Here is a 17,369-nt window from a genome sequence, read left to right as displayed (position 1 = left end):
TCTGCGGTGCTTAATTTATTGTCCTTATATGTAAATTGTAGTCATGAGGATAATTTTTGCTATCCTCTGATGGCTTTTATGCCGGGTAAATTTTTCCCCTCAAGGTATTCCAAAAGGGCTCCACCCGCTGTTGAGATATAAGATACTTCATCCGCCAGACCAAATTTATTGATGCAAGCAACGGAGTCTCCACCGCCGATCAGAGAGAAGGCACCTTTTTTTGTTCCTGCAGCGATGGCATCGGCAACAGCCCGCGATCCTTTTGCGAAATTGTCCATCTCAAAGACGCCAACCGGTCCGTTCCATAAAATGGTTTTTGAGTTTTCGATAACGTCCTGATATATTTTAATGGTTTCGGGGCCGGCATCAAGTCCCTGCCATTGGTCAGGAATCTGTTCAACAGGAATGACTTTGGTATTGGCATTATTGTCAAAATCATCTGCGGCAACAACATCTACCGGTAGATAAAGCTTGACTCCTTTTTCTTTGGCCATCTTTTCAATCTTTGTGGCAAGCTCCAAATATTCATCCTCACAGATAGAAGAACCAATATTTCCCCCACGTGCTTTAATAAAGGTATAAGTCATTCCCCCCCCTAAGATCAGGTTATCTACTTTGTCAAGGAGGTTTTCAATAATTGTGATTTTTGTAGATACTTTGGCTCCCCCCATGATTGCCGTGAATGGGCGGTCGGGTGATTTAAGCACTTTGTCGAGACTTTGAAGTTCCTGCTCGATGAGGAATCCAAACATTTTTTTGTCTGTCTCAAAGTAGTCTGCAATAACGGCCGTGGAGGCGTGTGCCCTGTGGGCAGTTCCGAAAGCATCGTTAACATAAATGTCCGCTAATGAGGCTAATTCTTTGGAAAATTCTTTTTGTTTTTCCTTCATTTCGGCTTTGGCGGCTTTCTTTTCTTCCTCTGTGGCATCTTCTGCCAATTTCGGTTTACCCTCCTCTTCCGGATGGAAACGAAGATTTTCAAGCATCAAGACCTGGCCCGGTTTCAATTCTGCAGCTTTTTTCTTTGCATCAGGGCCTACCGAGTCTTGGGCAAAGATTACCTCTACGCCTAAAAGTTCAGCTAAACGTCCTTGAACATGTTTCATGGAAAAATCCGGATTAACTTTACCTTTGGGACGCCCGAGGTGTGACATGACAACTACAGATCCGCCATCTGAGAGGATTTTTTTCAGAGTGGGTAGTGCCGCTTTAATACGGGTATCATCGGTAATTTCAAATTTTTCGTTAAAAGGGACGTTGAAGTCAACACGAACTATCACCTTTTTCCCGGAGAAATTGTAAGATTCAATTTTTGACATAGTATTTAAATTATGAGTTTCCACTTCTTTATAAGCGAAGCACAAAGATACAAAAATGAGAAAGAAATGTGAGAGAATTTTTCGGAAGATGAAAAAAGACTGGCAGTCATGCTTTCCCAACCGGGTTGATTGTATTGTCGAAAAGTAATCCGGCAGAAATTTCTGCTGTTAGAATTCTGAATTGTTGATATTCAAAGGCAAATCAAGGGGCTAAAATAGCCGGAATTCACAATTTGAGCAATTTAATTCGCTCTTTTCTTATTCACTGCTTGGATTCTGACGACTTCATATTTTTCACCTACTTTAAAAATTATTATTTTTAGGATACACCAACCATTTTACAGTCGTCTGCGGCGTCATTTTTAAATTAACAAGATCTGCATTTTGCAATAATAATAGACCGGGAGAACAACCTTTCTCTAACTTCCCAAGTTCAGGGTGATTGGTGGCAAGGGCTGCTTCTGAAGTGGTTGCTGATAGAAGCTCAGCAAGTTTTATATGATTGTTTTTAAGCAATACTTTTTTGATCTTCTCAAATAAGGGAAGAACGTTATCTGTTAACAGATCAGGAAAAATCTCCGGATGAGAGTATGGAATGCGATGCGGATAAAGTATTGGACCCTTTTTATGTGAAATTTCCAAAGCGATCTCAGTAGGATCGGAAAGCCCTAATAGAATGGTCCCTTTATTAACGTGTTCAGAGATTCGCAATTCATTTATCGTCATTTGATTGGAAGGATATTTCCACCAAATATCTATAAATGCCGGAATCAGAATGCCTGAATAGAACATTATACCGTGTTGCTCCTTAAAGGCAGTTTTGTAACTATCAACTTGGAGAATGATGCCATCTTTTGCGATCGTAATTACCGGCCATTTCGTCATATTGCCTTGTGAACAAAGCATATAATGAGCCGCGAATTTATTGTAATTCATTTTGAGGACGGGGCAATTTGTTTTTTATAATTTCAAGTTTGAGGGAATCTTCTTTTTCGCCTAGGTGTTCCAGCCTGATATTGCTGAATTCGATTGAAGAAACGGAACTCGTATCATGGTCGAACAAACAACCGTAGATCCCAATTAGTGGGAGAAGGGAATCAATATCCATTTGCAGAGTTATGGGGCTGCTTTTGAATGTTTTGGTTAGTTGAAGCGAAATGGTGTCCCCTGTTGAGTCTGCATATTGGGTGATTAAAGTGGTGCTGGTTTGTCTGGAAAGGTCTTCCTTGAGGAATTTGTATACAGCCGACAAACGAATTTGTCCGCCATAAATAGAGTCAATTTCTATATGAAAGGGAAGGCAGCTTTTTGCAGTATCCTGAGGGGTTACAGCCATTGCCCTATCGCCGATCCATAAATCTCGAATTGCAGGCAAAGAATCTTTTAGTTCTTCTTTGGCTTTGATTGCTCGATTTAAATCAGCTTCCCTTTTACTTAGTATAACGATGACTTTATCATAAACATTTTGATAATGATAGGGATGTGAAGAGTACCAGTCGCGTATTGTATCAAAAGCTTCGGCCGAAAGATTATGTTGTTCCAAAATCTTGTGGTAATATCCGGGAATATTATCCTCGGACAAGGGGACGGAGACTTCTCGCTTCGCCTGAGTAACGATACTTTCAGCAAAATACATATCTGCCAGGATTTGAGCCATTTCATTTTCATCGGGGAAATTGGAAGGAACCTTTTCTCTTGGGCTACAGGAGAGAACCATGAAGAAAATAATAGTTCCGATTAATGTATTTTGTATACTGAAGATGGTTTTCATAAAAATGTAATAGGTTTTAATGCGTTTTGGGCCAAAATTAATACATTGTCCCAATTGCCGGCAAGTATTTATTGTATGTTATTAACCTCTGAAATTCTCGTTCCTTTTGCACATAACGTTACGGACGATCGGTGTGATGATTGATAATCACTTTGGCGATTCTAGATGCGGCTTTTCCATCCCACAAAGGGGGTATATTCCCTTGTTTGGTAGTCCCCTTTATGCAATTTTTGATTATGGTAGAGGCTAAGTTCAGATCGTCACCGGTTAAATAGTTGGTTCCAATATCGATGGTGACGGGACGTTCTGTATTGTTTCGTAAGGTGATACACGGAATGCCTTGCCAGGTGGTTTCTTCTTGTATCCCTCCGCTATCTGTAATGACAAATCTTGCTGATTTTAGCAATTTTTGAAAATCGATATACCGCTGTGGGGAGATAATCATTAAATTGGAATGATTAACAGACTTAATTAACCGTTTTGAAGATAACTCTTCTAAGTTTTTTTTGGTTCGCGGATGTACTGGGAAAACAAGTTTTATGTCGTTGGAAATATCACCTAGCCATTCCATGATTTTTGAGAGTTGCTCAGGGCTATCTACATTGGATGGGCGATGCAGGGTGACCAAACCATAATTTAACGCCTTAATTCCAAGATGCTTTAATATTGTTGATGATTTTATTTGGGAGTTAATAAATGTCAAACTGTCAATCATTACATTGCCGACAAAAAAGACCTTATTTTGATCAACACCTTCTCTTTTAAGGTTTTTTAATCCTGAGTCTTCTGATACAAATAACAAATCAGAGACCGAATCGGTAACGATTCGGTTGAGTTCTTCGGGCATAGTTCGATCAAAACTTCTTAATCCTGCTTCCACGTGCGAGGTACGTATTCCTCGTTTGACAGCAACAAGAGCGCAGGCAAGTGTTGAGTTCACATCTCCGGTAACAATTACATCGTCCGGATCTTCTTTCTCCACAACCGGATCAAAGCATTCCATTATTTGCCCGGTTTGAACCGCATGGGAGCCGCCATGAATATTTAGATTGTAGTCTGGTTTTGGAAGTTGGAGATCATCAAAAAAGAACTGACTCATGGCATCATCAAAGTGTTGACCGGTATGCACAATTTTTACCTCAACGCTTTGGAATTTTGAAAACTCTCTCCACAATGGGGCGATTTTAACAAAATTGGGACGAGCACCCGCAACCAGTAGAATCTTTTGCATAATGGTAGTTTTATTTCCCATCTCCCCGGATCATGGTTCTGATGGTTTTTAGAAAGATAATAAAATCTAATTTCAATGACCAGTTATCGATATATTCCAGATCCATTTTCATCCATTCCTCAAAGGGGATGTTATTTCTTCCGGAAACCTGCCAGATGCATGTAATGCCCGGCTTCATGGAGAGACGTCTGAGTTGCCATCGCTTATATTGCTTTACCTCGGAGGGAAGAGGGGGACGAGGCCCAATAATCGACATGTCGCCGATCAAGACATTGAAAAATTGTGGCAGTTCATCCAGACTCGTTTTTCTGAGAAATCGGCCAACTCTGGTAATACGCGGATCATTAGTTATTTTGAAAACAGGACCATCCATCTCGTTTTGCTGCATTAATTTTTCTTTTAATTCTTCCGCATTACTAACCATCGTTCGGAACTTGAATAAAATAAATTTCCTGCCCCTCAATCCCACTCTTTTTTGTTTAAAAAATATAGGTCCTTTGGAATCAAGTTTGATTGCCATAGCCAGTATTACATAAATCGGAGAGAAGACAATAACGACAAACGCGGAGAACAAAATGTCAAAGGCTGCTTTTACTCTTAATTCAAGATAATTAAGTGGGGTATTGGATATTGTTAGTAGTGGAGTGGTCCCAAAGTAATGAAGGTGGGTTTTGTTGGTTAGCATATTGAAAAATGAGGAATACATCCTAAAGACGACGCCTATTTCGGAGGTCAGTTGCAACAACTCTTCCACCTCTTTTATGGAAGGGGTTTCTTTGCAATATATAATTTCATCAATGGTTTTGTTTCGCAGTAATTGTTCGATATCGGTGTTTTCGGGAAGAAATGGGGCAATGGGCCCAAATTCTTGTTCCAGCTCTTTATTTCCAATGATAGCGGTGATTCGGTAACCCCATTCTTTCATTTTAACAATCTGTCGTAAAAAAGATCGGGCGGTATGATCGCCAATGACAATTACATGGAGGGTGTTAAATCCTTTGGAACGGGTTCTTTTCATGTAAGAGTAATTAATCAATTTAAACCCAAAGGTCAAGAGTAGGTCAATTCCGCCAAATATCAATAAACGGGAGAAATCGATGGAATAAAGATCCAGAACCCAAACAAACAATATGAGGGCAGATGTTCCGACCACTGCAAGATTGAGACATCCGAAAAGAACTACGGAATAGGGACGTGAACGGTATAATTGATTAAGTCGAAGAGCTTTGGCTAAGGTATACCATAAAAAAATTAACAGAAAATGGACTATTATAGAATCCTTGTTGGTTAGCGGGTCAAGACGTTTTAATTCAATAAATACTGATAGATTATAGCTGATAATAGCAATGAGAACATCAACTAAAGCAAGAAAACTGTTGACCACTTTGGCTTTTTCTCTTAACATACTATCCCTTTTTGAAGCTCTACAAATTTAGGCTCTTTACGTTATTAATTCAATTTTCTATAACAGATAAATAGCAGTTTTAAAATGTATAACTTAATCCTCCTATTAATCCTGTCGACTGGTATATCTCACCATGGTCATAGGCCAGTGAAGCACTTATTTTGACCTGTTGCCATGATCTGGGGGTCCAGTCGAGATGAAGCATGGTATACCACTGGTCGCGGCCCCCCTTAAACCAGTAATCATCTGCTTCATCCCAAGTATATCTTCCCGGGTATTGTTCAAAATAGGTGCCGAAGTTTCGGGTCCAAGTTATTTTGGTGCTCCACATTATTTGGGGGCCTATCTGGCCTTTACTCCCCAAATGTATTGCTTTAAACCGGTCATTTTTTATTTTCACAGAGTGATGAAACGCCAGGTTCGGGTTAACAGCCATGACTTGTTGGTCTATTAGGTTGAATGGATGGCCCATTATGTAGTTATTGTATGACCATCCTGCCGGGTACATACCGTTATTCATGTAACCATCTCTTCCACCAAAATCATTGCCATGATTTACTTCTCTTTTTAAAACATCAATAATCTCTTCGTTTGTCCAGTTTTCTTTGTCAATTTTTGACAATTCAAACATTTCCTGATTCGTGAGTTTGCTGAAATGCCGAAAATATCCGTCATCGGTCATTTCAGGCGGTAGGCCTGGGTCCGGCATCCCGTTTCCGCTTTGGAAGGTGGTTTGAATCCATTCAAAGGTTACGTTTTTGAGCCAGGATATATTGGTAGGTCTCCAGTCAATACCTAGAATGTGATCGGTATTGCCCTGCCAGAAAAGACTTCCCGATCCATCGGAAAAGGGAATTTGGTAATAAAGATGAAAATTTCCTTTTGGCGTATGAAGCCAGGTGCCGAAATCATAAAGTCCCATATGGGCTCCGGCAGCATTGGTTGCCTCACCACCTCCAATTTTATCGCTTCCTTGGCCGAAAAATGTCGCCCAAAAATCAACGGGAATATTGCTGCCACTGGCTTTTTTACCACCCATCTGAGCTGAATGGTTTAGGCCGGCATAAGGCTGCCAATTGCTTATGTTAAAACGCAGATAAGCGTACTTTTCATGAAGCAGGACATCTCCTCCGTATTGTTGATTGATCAGCCATCCTTGTGATAGGCCGCCCCTAACTTCCACTAGTCCTTGGGTGAATGGAACAGGCGTATAGTCGGCTAGTTCAATAGTAACCCTTGGAACGGGACGGTAATTGTCGCCATAAAGATAGCTGCCACTGCTTTGATTGTTATGGAGGAAAACAGGATCGAAAACATGTTTTCCGGCAGTAAGTTGCCAGTTTTTCCATCGAATGTTAAAAAAAACGGTGTGCAGATAGGATTCTTTATAACCTGAAGAATAGTCACCCTCAAGGCCGGCATTAAGATTCAATCCCTCCTCATTGCTCCATTGTAACAGCGTGCTGGCTAAAACCAGAGATTGATTCTCTCCGAAATTATGCCATCGACCGCCATTTAATGCCACTAACCATAAGGGGGGTAATTCTCCATTGTGGATGAGGGTTTCGCCTGAAATTTTCCCGCTTACTGATAAAATGTTTTGAGAAAAGATGATGGTCGGAAAAAGCGAAATTATAATCCAAATAACCAGAAATCGATGTGATAGAGAAATGAGCATTGATCAAGGTTGAAAATTTTATGCAAAGGTACTCTTAATTTGCGGTATTTTCATGAAAAAGGCCATTTATTCACGTTTGAATAAATGGCCTTTTATTGTCCTATTTTTTAATTTTAAACCTACCTTCATCTATGGGAAAAGTGTGCCAAAAGAAGAATTTTGACATGGTTTTAAGGTTTTTTAAATGTTGAGTTGTGTAACAACTTAAAGACTAAGGGTGTAGGTAAAGAGTTGAGTTGGTTTTTTTTATCGGTTGTTGTTCGAAAACGTACATGTGGTGTTCGAAAGTGGAGATTCTTTGTGTTTCTTACTTTCCAATAAACATTAGATACGGAATTTTGTATTTTTCAGATTACAATTACTTTTGTTTATAGTAACAAAAGGGATTTGCCAATACTTTCAATCTGACGGGTTTAATTCTTTTATTTAAAAAGAGCTCTTTCCTTTTCAAAGTATTGTTCTAATGTGGATTGAAATAGGATAGAGGAATTTTAGAATTGGATTTTAATGTCGCAAGCATGATATTGAGTTCCTTTAACGGTATCGACTCCTCAGGGATTTGAAAATATAGAAAGGAAAAGTACGGCGAGTTTCTTAGACCAATATTTGAAATAAATATACAAAATTGAATAATAGCTTTTTGAATGAAGATCCTTTTATTAATGGTGGGAAAGACCTCTGAGCAGTGGCTTCAGGAGGGTGTTGCCCAATATTTTCAGAGACTGAAACATTACTTGCCGTTTGAAACGAAAATTCTACCGGATGTAAAAAATGCCGGAAAGCGCTCTCCCCATGCCTTGAAACAGATGGAGGGGAGAAATATCCTGAAGAATATCGATTCGTCCGATCGCTTGATTTTGCTGGATGAAAATGGTAAGCATTTTTCTTCACGGGATTTTGCCGGGATCATAGAAAAACAGATGATAAGTGGTGTACGGCGTCTGGTGTTTGTCATAGGGGGAGCTTGGGGCGTTTCTGAGGAAGTGTTTAAACGGGCCGATTTGAAAGTATCTCTGTCTCGAATGACGTTTTCGCATCAAATGGTGCGGTTGATTTTTGTAGAACAGTTGTATAGAGCCTTAACTATTTTGAATAACGAGCCTTATCATCATGATTAATTTTTTTTTTGCATGGTTATTGTTACGTCCTGATGCAATATTAGGAAAGGGGATTTGTATTTTTCGACCTGAAAATTAGAACATATGTCCGGCAAACGTTTATGGTGGATACTTTTTATTTTATTTTTTTCGGGAGCAATGGCAGGATTGTTTCTGGAGTTTTTTTTTGTGGGGAATGAAAAGTCGGATGTTGATATTCGTCAGATTGAGCAATCTGTACAAGAGCGTCAGGCTTCACTTAACAGCTTGTTGAAAAATCTTTCAGAAAAAGAGCTGGCCGATACCAGACTATTATGGGAGTTGATGGATTCTGTAGCCCAATCCGGGTATGACGTTTTGATTTTTCGCAACAACCAACTGGTGGCCTGGTCGGATCAAAGGATCCCTGTTCAGGGCCTGCATCCTGTTTTTCTGTTGCAACCATTTGTCAAACTGGAGAATGGTTACTATCTGGTTCAACAATTTCGAAATGATCCTTTTTTATTGGTAGGACTTTGCCGAATTAAACAATCTTATCCCTATCAGAATAAATATCTAAAAGATCGGTTTTTGTTGTCGTCAGGATTATCTTCTTCCGTACAGATTGTCAGACAGAAGAATCCTTTTTTTGAACCGGTATATGGTCTGGAGGGAGAATATTTATTCTCGTTGAGTAACCTCACGCGTAACAAAGGGAATGATACCATCGGGATTTATGTCTTGTTGGCATTTCTTGTTGCCGCATTTTCTTTGTGGGGCATATTGCTTATGTGGCTTCAACGGTCAAGAGGATCACGTTGGTTAAATGGTCGTTTATTGGTTGCTGGATTTGTTTACGGGGTGACCGCCTACTGGTTATTATGGCATTCCGGGATGTCCTCTTTTAGTCGACTAGATCTTTTTTCCCCCATCCATTTTGCCGCATCTAACTTTTTTTCTTCGTTGGGTGCTTTGTTGCTGTTTGCCGTTAACACGGTTCTCTTGTCTTTTTTGTTTTTCCGCTTTTTCCGGTGGCCGGGTGCTTTTAGGAAATGGGAGAAAGGGATTCGTCTGGATTTGCTGTTTTTATGTTTCTTCTTGGTTTTGCAGGGTGGAATGTTATTTCTGGTGAGACAGGTTTACCGTTTGGTGTGGCATTCGTCCGGTCCTTCTGTCTTTTTTAAGGTCATTGAAATAAATGAAATAGCCATTATTAAAATAGGTATTCTGGCATTTTTGTTTTTCTCATTCTTGTTGGTTTCAGAGAAGGTGGTGCGGCTTTTTCTGCTGAGGATGGGACGTAGCCGCCTGTGCATATTAATAGGAATTGGAACACTGATTTCTGTGGTGGGGTGGGGCGGCCTTGGGTATGGCCAAAGTGACTGGGGACTTCTTTTTTCAGCATTGATTTTTGTTGTGCTGGTTTTGGTGAAACGCGATTTTCGTTTACAACATTCTTACAATACTTTTTTGTGGCTGGTGGCTTTATTTTCTCTGTTTACGGGGACGGTCCTGATTAATTTGTCCATGGAGAAAGAGAAGTCGGACAGGGAATTGTTGGTCGAGAATTTATCTTATCAATTGTTGCGAGAGGATGATCCGGTGGCTGAAATGTATCTTCAGGATATTGAAACCCAAATGATGCGTGATGCGCCGCTACGTCAATTGTTGGCGCAAACAAATATAAACCAGGCGGCTATTCGAAATCATTTGTTGAAGTACTATTTCTATGGCTATTGGGGACGTTACGATTTGCAAATTGTGCCTTGCTGGCCGGGAGGAAATGTGGTTTTTGAGGAGACTGGAGACGTTACCAATTGTTATCAGTATTTCTTTTCGTTACTTAAGCAGGAGGGGCATTTAATTGATGGGAGTACCCATTTTTACTATTTGAACAATGACAATGGGAGGGTTTCTTTTCTCGGGTTATTTCGATTTTTTGAAGGTCACCCTTTGGAAACCACGCTTTTTATCGAATTGCAATCCAAACCCTATTTCGAAGGATTGGGATATCCTGAACTTCTTGTTAGCGAGAAAGAGCAGGAACGCTTGAAGTTGGTTGAAGATTATTCGTATGCCAAATATGTGGACGGGCGGTTGGTGAAGCGTTCGGGAGCGTATGATTATCATGGTACCATCGCACAGATGAACCTTTTAAATGAATCTAAGGTATTTGTTAAAGGGAATGGATATTCACATTTGGTTTTTCGTCCGGAGCCGAATACCGTTGTCATCTTAAGTCTAAAGGATCATACGGTTTCAGATATCTTTATCGCCTTTTCAGTGTTCTTTATTTTCTTTTTTTTATTTGGATTTTTATTGGTAGAACTTATTCAGATCCAGTCCCTATCCTTTCAGTTTAGGCTGTCGGTACAGAAGCGTATTCAGCTTTCGTTTGTGGGGTTAATGTTGTTTATCTTATTGGTGGTGGCGGTCGGAACGGTGTATTATACCGTTGGCCAGTTTAAAAATAAACATGAGGGACTGCTCAATGAGAAGGTGCAATCGGTCCTCCTTGAACTGGAGTCCAAGATAGGGCTCGAAGGCCGATTTGACAAAAACAGTAAAGATTATCTGAATTATCAGCTTCAAACGATATCTAACGTGTTTTTCTGTGATATTAATCTGTTTGGTATCGATGGCATGTTATTGGCATCATCACGTCCCGAATTGTTTGAGCAAGGCTTGGTGGGTGCTCAAATGAACCCTTCTGCCTATTATAAACTGGCCATTGAAGGTGAAAATCGCTTTTTGGAAGAGGAGTCCATTGGAGAATTGACCTATACCTCCTACTATGTGCCCTTTTACAACAGAGATGACATATTGATCGGTTACGTCAATGTCCCATACTTTGTGGCAACAAATGAATTGAAAGAGGAGGTATCTTCAGTGGTAATGACCGTCATTAATTTCTATCTTTTGTTTTCATTTATTATTATAGGAATTGCGGTATTTCTTTCCCGACAAATAACCCGACCATTGGAAGTATTACAAAACAAACTGGCAGATCTTAAAATTGATGAACACAATGAAAAGATCGACTACCATGGCCATGACGAAATTGGAAGCCTTGTGGAAGAGTATAACCGAATGGTGGACGAGCTGGCAGAAAGTGCAGCGAAACTGGCACGTACCGAGCGCGAACTGGCCTGGCGTGAGATGGCAAGGCAAATCGCACATGAAATCAAAAACCCTCTGACTCCCATGAAGCTAAATATCCAATATTTGCAAAGGGCCTGGGATGATAAGGTCCCTGATTTCGGCGTTTTCCTTAACAAGGTTTCACAAACTCTGATTGAACAAATTGAAAAGCTTTCATCCATTGCTACCGAGTTCAGCCATTTTGCTAAGATGCCTGCTGCGAAAAGGAAAAATATTGATCTGCTTGAGAAAATCACGAGCAGTGTGACCTTATTTTCAGGAGGGAACAATGTTCAGGTGTTGGTTGATTTTAACCACCTTGAAAAGGTCATTATTTATGCTGATGGGGAACAAATCCTGGGGGTGTTTAATAATTTAATTAACAATGCTGTTCAGGCAATCCCGAAAGACCGTAAAGGGATAATTAAAGTCTCTGCTTCTGTTTCGGATGGAATGGTATTGGTGAAAATTCAAGACAATGGAAAAGGTATTTCGGAGGAAGTTCGCGAAAAAATGTTTGTCCCTAACTTTACTACAAAAACCAGTGGAATGGGACTGGGTTTGGCAATTGTAAAAGGAACCATTGAAAGTATGGGTGGGGAGATATGGTTTGAAACAGAGGCAGGAAAAGGTTCCACTTTCTTCCTTCAGTTGCCGGTTGTTTCCCAGTCTTGATTTTTGATGACTCTGGTCTCGGACCATCGGTCGGCAATCCGTACTTTATACTTTATCAAATGAATAAAGTCAATAATATTTAAAATCGGAATTAGCAAGACCAAACCACGAATAACGGACTTCTCCGGCAGACCTGACATGGAGGCATAATGGGGTAAGGTGATAACCCGTAAATGAAACAGTTTCTTCCCAAAGCTCTGGCCGTTTAGGAATGAAAATGAATCTTTCCCCAATAAATAGATGAGCCCAAACAACCAACCGATTTTGGGAAAGAGTGATATCAACAGAGTTATAATAATATCTACCAACCCTGCAAGTATTCGTTCGGCCATGGGTACTTTTTCCCAAAGAAGTTTTTGTTCCTTATCCACGTTCTTTTTTTTGCAAAGATACGAAATCGAAGCAGGTAGAAAACTGTCATGGTATCCCCTATTATATTTTAGTAGTAATTATTTTACCGAATTGGCTAAGACAAACAGATGAAACGAGCATGACAATTTAGCTTGGTCTCCAAAGATTATGGATAAATCTCTGCCGGACGAGTTCCATCAAACCAATGAATTAACCTAATTTTATACCGGTGAAATGGCTCGGTGAGGACGAAGATACAGTTGAGGGTTAAGCGATATCCTCCATCTTGATAATGCCATTCAGCAAAGCATAAACGGTGAGCCCGGAAACCGTTTTAATATCTAATTTGCGAGTGATGTTTTTTCGATGAGAGATTACTGTATGGGTGCTGATATAGAGTTTGGCAGCAATCTCTTTATTGGTTAACCCCAGGGCAACATGTTTGAGTATCAACTTCTCACGGGGTGTTAGTTCCTCCGTTTCATCTTTGTCGGTTGTTTTATGTTGATAATGCTGCAAGTGATAGGATAACTTTTCTGTGAGTTTGCTTTTGGTGTCGAAGATGGAAATTTGATAGGCCGGGCTATCCTCCGGAAGCGGGGTGTTTATGATGTATATGATTCGAGCCTTGTCGTGTAATATGGAGACTAATTCTTCGTGAGAAACAGGAAATGCGACAGCAGAATTCAGCAATAGAATATCCGGACTAAATTCTTTCAAAGTTTGCATAATGGTGTCGGGATGACCGGCCGCTCTAAGCTCAGTAACACCATCGGTGTGCTCTAAAAGGCTTATTAGCCCTCGCCGAACCAGATAGGAGGTTTCTGCTATTAATACTTTTGCCATGGCTAGGTCTATTCCTGTGGAAATTTTTTGTGAAAAAGTTCTTCAAGCTTTATGACCTGAGGAATTAAAACATTTTCTTCCAATATGGTGTGATCACTTAAATCATTGCCTAACCGAAAAATTTCGATCAGAACATTGGTGAAAAGACAGTTGTCCGATGGTGGTGCCAGATATTTTAGCAAGATATTTCTTAAATCCGTCAGTTTTTCTTCAATATCACTGTGTTCCCCCAGAAAATCACGAATGGTATAACCTCTGGCCTTTTTCAGGAATGCCGGATCGGGTTGATCTTTTTCCAGATTTTCTTCCAACTGCAGAATGTAAGGAAATATGGTTTTTTCCTCCAATTCTATATGGGTTGTGAATTCATTAATGTATTCTCTGAAGAATTTCAACATTAATTGCATGTTCTGGCTGCTCGATTGATCGATGTTTTCAATCTCTACAATTTCCGATTCAATTCTGGGTATTTGATAGTCGATGTAGCACGAATGGGTACTTCTTAAGTACTTTATCAGCCATTTTACCGGATGACTCATTAAGGTTTCTCCGGGGAAATAATCCCTTTCGTGAAACCATTTGGCCAAACTCAGAAAAAAATTAAGATCAATTCCTTCCTCCCGACAAACTGTCTGGATGCTCTTGTCTTTAAAGCCAAAAGGAATTTTTAACCGTTGCAGTACGGCCAGCAATTCAAAGTCGGCTTTCACTAAATCAGACATTTTCATGTGGGGATGAATGTGCATTTCTTTTTTTCTTTTTTAGATTGAATAAAAACAAAGATATAAAAAAGGAAGACATGACCATTCTCTCGGGCTGAAAATGGTTACCATCGCTCAAAACGAGTTATTTCTTTCTGAAGAATATGTTGATCGGTACGCCACGAAAATCCCACTTTTGGCGTAATTTGTTTTCTATGAATCTTTTGTACGGTTCCTTGATGTATTGCGGCAGGTTACAGAAAAAGGCAAATGATGGTACCGACGAGGGCAATTGTGTAATATATTTTACCTTAATGTATTTGCCTTTGGTAGCCGGCGGGGGATAGTTGTCTATCAGCGGCAGTAGAAATTCGTTTAGCTTTGAGGTGCTTATGCGTCGTGATTTATTTTGATAAACCTGAAGCCCCTCTTCCAGTGCCTTATATATACGCATTTTCTCTGTTGCCGAGGTGAAAATTATCGGGTAGTCGGTATAAGGGGCTGTTTTTGACTTTATTTCAGTCTCAAACTGTTTGGCAGTGTAATTGTCCTTTTCAATTAGATCCCACTTATTGACCAGCAAAACTACCCCTTTGCGGTTCCTTTCAATCAGATTGAAAATGTTGTGATCCTGTCCTTCAAAACCTCGTGTGGCATCTATCATCAGGAAGCAGACATCAGAGTTTTCGATCGCTCTGATCGCCCTCATTACAGAGTAAAACTCAAGGTTTTCATTAACTTTTGATTTCTTCCTGATGCCTGCAGTATCCACTAACAGAAAATGATGTCCGAATTTATTGTATTCGGTAAAGATACTGTCGCGTGTTGTTCCGGAGATGGGCGTTACAATGTTTCTTTCTTCACCAATAAGTGCGTTTACCAACGAGGATTTACCGGCGTTGGGACGACCTACAACGGTAAATTTGGGAAGATCCGAACTCTCATCTTCTTCTTTGCCGGGCAAAAGCTTTACCAAATGGTCGAGCATTTCGCCTGTTCCCGACCCATTAATGGCTGAAATGGGATAAAGTTCATTCAACCCCATTTTATAAAAATATGAAGCCTCAGCAATTTGTAAGTTATTGTCCACCTTATTGACCGCAATAATTACTTTTTTTGCTTTTCGTCTGAGCACGTCTGCTACGGCTTCATCATAATCGGTAATACCGGATGATACATCCACTACAAAAAGAATGACCTCTGCCTCCTCAATCGCAATAAGTACTTGTTGACGTATGGCTTCTTCAAATTGGTCTTCCGAATTGACAGCCCACCCCCCTGTGTCGATCACAGAAAAACGAACGCCGTTCCATTCGGCCTTCCCATATATTCGATCCCGAGTAACACCACTGGTTTCATCGACTATGGCCTGGCGGGTTTCTGTGAGCCGGTTAAAAAGCGTTGATTTCCCAACGTTGGGGCGTCCTACTATGGCTACTATATTTCCCATGATACTATAATAATTGGTGTGCTTTTCTTGTTTAGGTGCCGATACAATTCCACAAATTATTGATGTATTGAAGATTGCATGGTTATCCCTTTCTCAAAATGGGGGCAAAGATAGTAAAAATGATTGGTTTACTTGTGCGTGCCCTTTGATCCATTATTTCATTTCAAACAGAAACATTTATTGATCGTATCCAAAGTTTTTCAGATAATTGGTCTTGTCTCGCCAATCCTTTGATACCTTCACATAAAGTTCGAGATATACTTTTTTGTCCAGAAAGGTTTCAATTTCTCTGCGCGAGTCAATGCCTAATTTTTTCAAGGCTTTCCCTTGATGCCCTATGAGGATCCCTTTCTGGGAATCTCGGCTGACATGTATAACGCAGCGAATATGGTTTCTTTCAACTCCTTCATTATATTCTTCAACTTCAACCTCTACCGAATAAGGAATTTCTTTTTGATAGTTAAGGAGTATCTTTTCACGTATTATTTCCGAAACAAAAAATCTTTCCGGTTTATCGGTCAGTGCATCTTTGTCAAAGTAAGGGGGAGATTCCGGGAGCAGCTCTACAATACGATTGTATAAATTCTGAAGATTGAATTTATGAAGGGCAGATATTGGAAAAATCTCGGATGAAGGAAGCTCTTGCTCCCAGTACTCCAGCATCTTTTCCAGCTCCTGCTGTTGAATCAGGTCTATTTTATTAATGGCCAGCAGGATTGGCACTTCAGCCTTTTTTACCAGATTCAAAAATTCATCGTTTTTGTCGGGACTTTCTACCGTGTCCGTTATATATAATATTATATCGGCATCAGAAAGGGCCGATTTGGAGAATTGAAGCATCGACTCCTGCAACTTGTACTTAGGCTTTAACACCCCGGGAGTATCCGAGAAAATGATTTGATATTCGTCCTCATTGACGATCCCAAATATTCTGTGCCTGGTGGTCTGAGCTTTGGAGGTTATTATTGATAATCGTTCTCCTATTAATTGATTGGATAATGTGGACTTTCCAACATTGGGATTCCCTAAAATATTTACAAAACCGGCTTTGTGCGTCATATGTGTCTTTGTTGAATTTGTTGCGAAGATACAACAAGTTGTCTTTTGGCAGAATATTTTGTGTCGTTGTTTTTGCTGATACCTACATTAATATATACAAAGCAAAAAATAATTTTGATTTTTGGCGTATTGACTTTCTATCTCATTCATGTTAGCTTTATTTTTTCTTATCGTCTTGTTGGACGATGAAATCATAAACGCTTGTTCGCTTTGGAAAGGAAACAGGGGGCTTTTATTAAAGTTTTTTGAAGGAATGAATTTGGGCTAATTCCCGAAATCCGGGCATATCTCTTCATCAAGAATAAAAAACTGCATTTTTTTTTGAGTTACTATCTTTTTAGTTTTCAGGAGAGATGAGGTTGAGATGCCTATTGGGGCAGAAAAAAGAATAGAAAAAGATTTGGAGGGGGAGGTTGAAAGTTGTATTTTTGCACTCGCTTTTGAAAAGGAGCTACCCCACGGGGCTAGCGGAAAGCAGAGGGGGACGAGAAGAAATAGAAGTTCCCGAAAAGAGTTAAGAGAAAAAAGATCTTTGACAGAATAGATGCAAAACCTGAGGAAGGAAAAAAGCCAAACCGGAAATTCCGAAAAGGCCAATACTTAAAAGAGCTAATAAGAACTTTTTGTACAACGAAGAGTTTGATCCTGGCTCAGGATGAACGCTAG

At 39.9% G+C, this 17,369-nt stretch carries 13 protein-coding genes; 2 read left to right on the top strand and 11 right to left on the bottom strand.

Going from position 1 to position 17,369, the window contains the following annotated elements; genetic code table 11:
* Positions 1-59 precede the first annotated feature (59 nt).
* The 6 genes from ACT29H_RS15340 to ACT29H_RS15315 form a co-directional block, all read right to left on the bottom strand.
* Positions 60-1,319 carry a phosphoglycerate kinase gene (locus tag ACT29H_RS15340; protein WP_444822533.1) on the bottom strand — a complete coding sequence of 420 codons (1,260 nt, stop codon included), beginning with the start codon at positions 1,317-1,319 and terminating at the stop codon, positions 60-62.
* A 303-nt stretch (positions 1,320-1,622) separates the two neighbouring features.
* Positions 1,623-2,225 (bottom strand): hypothetical protein, encoded by a 603-nt coding sequence (locus ACT29H_RS15335; RefSeq protein ID WP_444822532.1) that lies wholly within the window; start codon positions 2,223-2,225, stop codon positions 1,623-1,625.
* Positions 2,226-2,241: 16 nt separating this feature from the next.
* On the bottom strand, positions 2,242-3,090 hold the full coding sequence (locus ACT29H_RS15330; protein WP_444822531.1) for a DUF4296 domain-containing protein: 849 nt from the start codon (positions 3,088-3,090) through the stop codon (positions 2,242-2,244).
* 118 nt (positions 3,091-3,208) lie between these two features.
* Complete coding sequence (gene wecB / locus ACT29H_RS15325) at positions 3,209-4,321, bottom strand: non-hydrolyzing UDP-N-acetylglucosamine 2-epimerase (RefSeq protein ID WP_444822530.1); 1,113 nt, start codon at positions 4,319-4,321, stop codon at positions 3,209-3,211.
* A gap of 10 nt (positions 4,322-4,331) precedes the next feature.
* Positions 4,332-5,726: a sugar transferase gene (locus ACT29H_RS15320; protein WP_444822529.1), complete on the bottom strand. Its 1,395-nt coding sequence runs from the start codon at positions 5,724-5,726 to the stop codon at positions 4,332-4,334.
* A gap of 79 nt (positions 5,727-5,805) precedes the next feature.
* Complete coding sequence (locus ACT29H_RS15315) at positions 5,806-7,404, bottom strand: capsule assembly Wzi family protein (protein ID WP_444822528.1); 1,599 nt, start codon at positions 7,402-7,404, stop codon at positions 5,806-5,808.
* Between the two features lie 644 nt (positions 7,405-8,048).
* Here ACT29H_RS15315 and rlmH point away from each other — a divergent pair.
* Together rlmH and ACT29H_RS15305 are read left to right on the top strand one after the other, a co-directional pair.
* Entirely contained in the window at positions 8,049-8,522 is a 474-nt protein-coding gene (gene rlmH / locus ACT29H_RS15310; RefSeq protein WP_444822527.1) for a 23S rRNA (pseudouridine(1915)-N(3))-methyltransferase RlmH, read from the top strand.
* 84 nt (positions 8,523-8,606) lie between these two features.
* A complete protein-coding gene (locus tag ACT29H_RS15305) occupies positions 8,607-12,296 on the top strand; it encodes an ATP-binding protein (RefSeq protein ID WP_444822526.1) in 3,690 nt (1,229 codons plus the stop codon).
* On the opposite strand, the gene ACT29H_RS15300 is transcribed toward ACT29H_RS15305, so the two are convergent.
* From ACT29H_RS15300 to era, 5 genes are all read right to left on the bottom strand, one after another.
* Positions 12,269-12,667 (bottom strand): RDD family protein, encoded by a 399-nt coding sequence (locus ACT29H_RS15300; protein WP_444822525.1) that lies wholly within the window; start codon positions 12,665-12,667, stop codon positions 12,269-12,271. The genes ACT29H_RS15305 and ACT29H_RS15300 overlap by 28 nt on opposite strands.
* 247 nt (positions 12,668-12,914) lie before the next feature.
* Positions 12,915-13,493 (bottom strand): response regulator transcription factor, encoded by a 579-nt coding sequence (locus ACT29H_RS15295; RefSeq protein ID WP_444822524.1) that lies wholly within the window; start codon positions 13,491-13,493, stop codon positions 12,915-12,917.
* 8 nt (positions 13,494-13,501) lie between these two features.
* A complete protein-coding gene (locus tag ACT29H_RS15290; RefSeq protein ID WP_444822523.1) occupies positions 13,502-14,215 on the bottom strand; it encodes a hemerythrin domain-containing protein in 714 nt (237 codons plus the stop codon).
* Between the two features lie 124 nt (positions 14,216-14,339).
* The gene (gene der, locus ACT29H_RS15285) at positions 14,340-15,644 is read right to left on the bottom strand and encodes a ribosome biogenesis GTPase Der (RefSeq protein WP_444822522.1); all 1,305 of its coding nucleotides are present in this window, start codon (positions 15,642-15,644) and stop codon (positions 14,340-14,342) included.
* Between the two features lie 177 nt (positions 15,645-15,821).
* Positions 15,822-16,703: a GTPase Era gene (gene era / locus ACT29H_RS15280; RefSeq protein ID WP_444822521.1), complete on the bottom strand. Its 882-nt coding sequence runs from the start codon at positions 16,701-16,703 to the stop codon at positions 15,822-15,824.
* Positions 16,704-17,369: the final 666 nt, after the last annotated feature.

Origin of the sequence: Thermophagus sp. OGC60D27 (assembly GCF_052400625.1) — a bacterium.
Classification (GTDB): domain Bacteria; phylum Bacteroidota; class Bacteroidia; order Bacteroidales; family Marinilabiliaceae; genus Thermophagus.
The sequence above is the reverse complement of the archived record's forward strand: the minus strand, read 5'-3'. Positions and strand labels throughout refer to the sequence as shown.

What these genes read in the sequence shown, in the direction of transcription:
- ACT29H_RS15330 (WP_444822531.1), bottom strand. Translation starts at nt 3,090, where the DNA reads ATGAAAACCATCTTCAGTATACAAAATACATTAATCGGAACTATTATT.
- der (WP_444822522.1), bottom strand. Translation starts at nt 15,644, where the DNA reads ATGGGAAATATAGTAGCCATAGTAGGACGCCCCAACGTTGGGAAATCA.
- wecB (WP_444822530.1), bottom strand. Translation starts at nt 4,321, where the DNA reads ATGCAAAAGATTCTACTGGTTGCGGGTGCTCGTCCCAATTTTGTTAAA.
- ACT29H_RS15295 (WP_444822524.1), bottom strand. Translation starts at nt 13,493, where the DNA reads ATGGCAAAAGTATTAATAGCAGAAACCTCCTATCTGGTTCGGCGAGGG.
- ACT29H_RS15290 (WP_444822523.1), bottom strand. Translation starts at nt 14,215, where the DNA reads ATGTCTGATTTAGTGAAAGCCGACTTTGAATTGCTGGCCGTACTGCAA.
- ACT29H_RS15335 (WP_444822532.1), bottom strand. Translation starts at nt 2,225, where the DNA reads ATGCTTTGTTCACAAGGCAATATGACGAAATGGCCGGTAATTACGATC.
- ACT29H_RS15305 (WP_444822526.1), top strand. Translation starts at nt 8,607, where the DNA reads ATGTCCGGCAAACGTTTATGGTGGATACTTTTTATTTTATTTTTTTCG.
- rlmH (WP_444822527.1), top strand. Translation starts at nt 8,049, where the DNA reads ATGAAGATCCTTTTATTAATGGTGGGAAAGACCTCTGAGCAGTGGCTT.
- ACT29H_RS15340 (WP_444822533.1), bottom strand. Translation starts at nt 1,319, where the DNA reads ATGTCAAAAATTGAATCTTACAATTTCTCCGGGAAAAAGGTGATAGTT.
- ACT29H_RS15315 (WP_444822528.1), bottom strand. Translation starts at nt 7,404, where the DNA reads ATGCTCATTTCTCTATCACATCGATTTCTGGTTATTTGGATTATAATT.
- ACT29H_RS15320 (WP_444822529.1), bottom strand. Translation starts at nt 5,726, where the DNA reads ATGTTAAGAGAAAAAGCCAAAGTGGTCAACAGTTTTCTTGCTTTAGTT.
- era (WP_444822521.1), bottom strand. Translation starts at nt 16,703, where the DNA reads ATGACGCACAAAGCCGGTTTTGTAAATATTTTAGGGAATCCCAATGTT.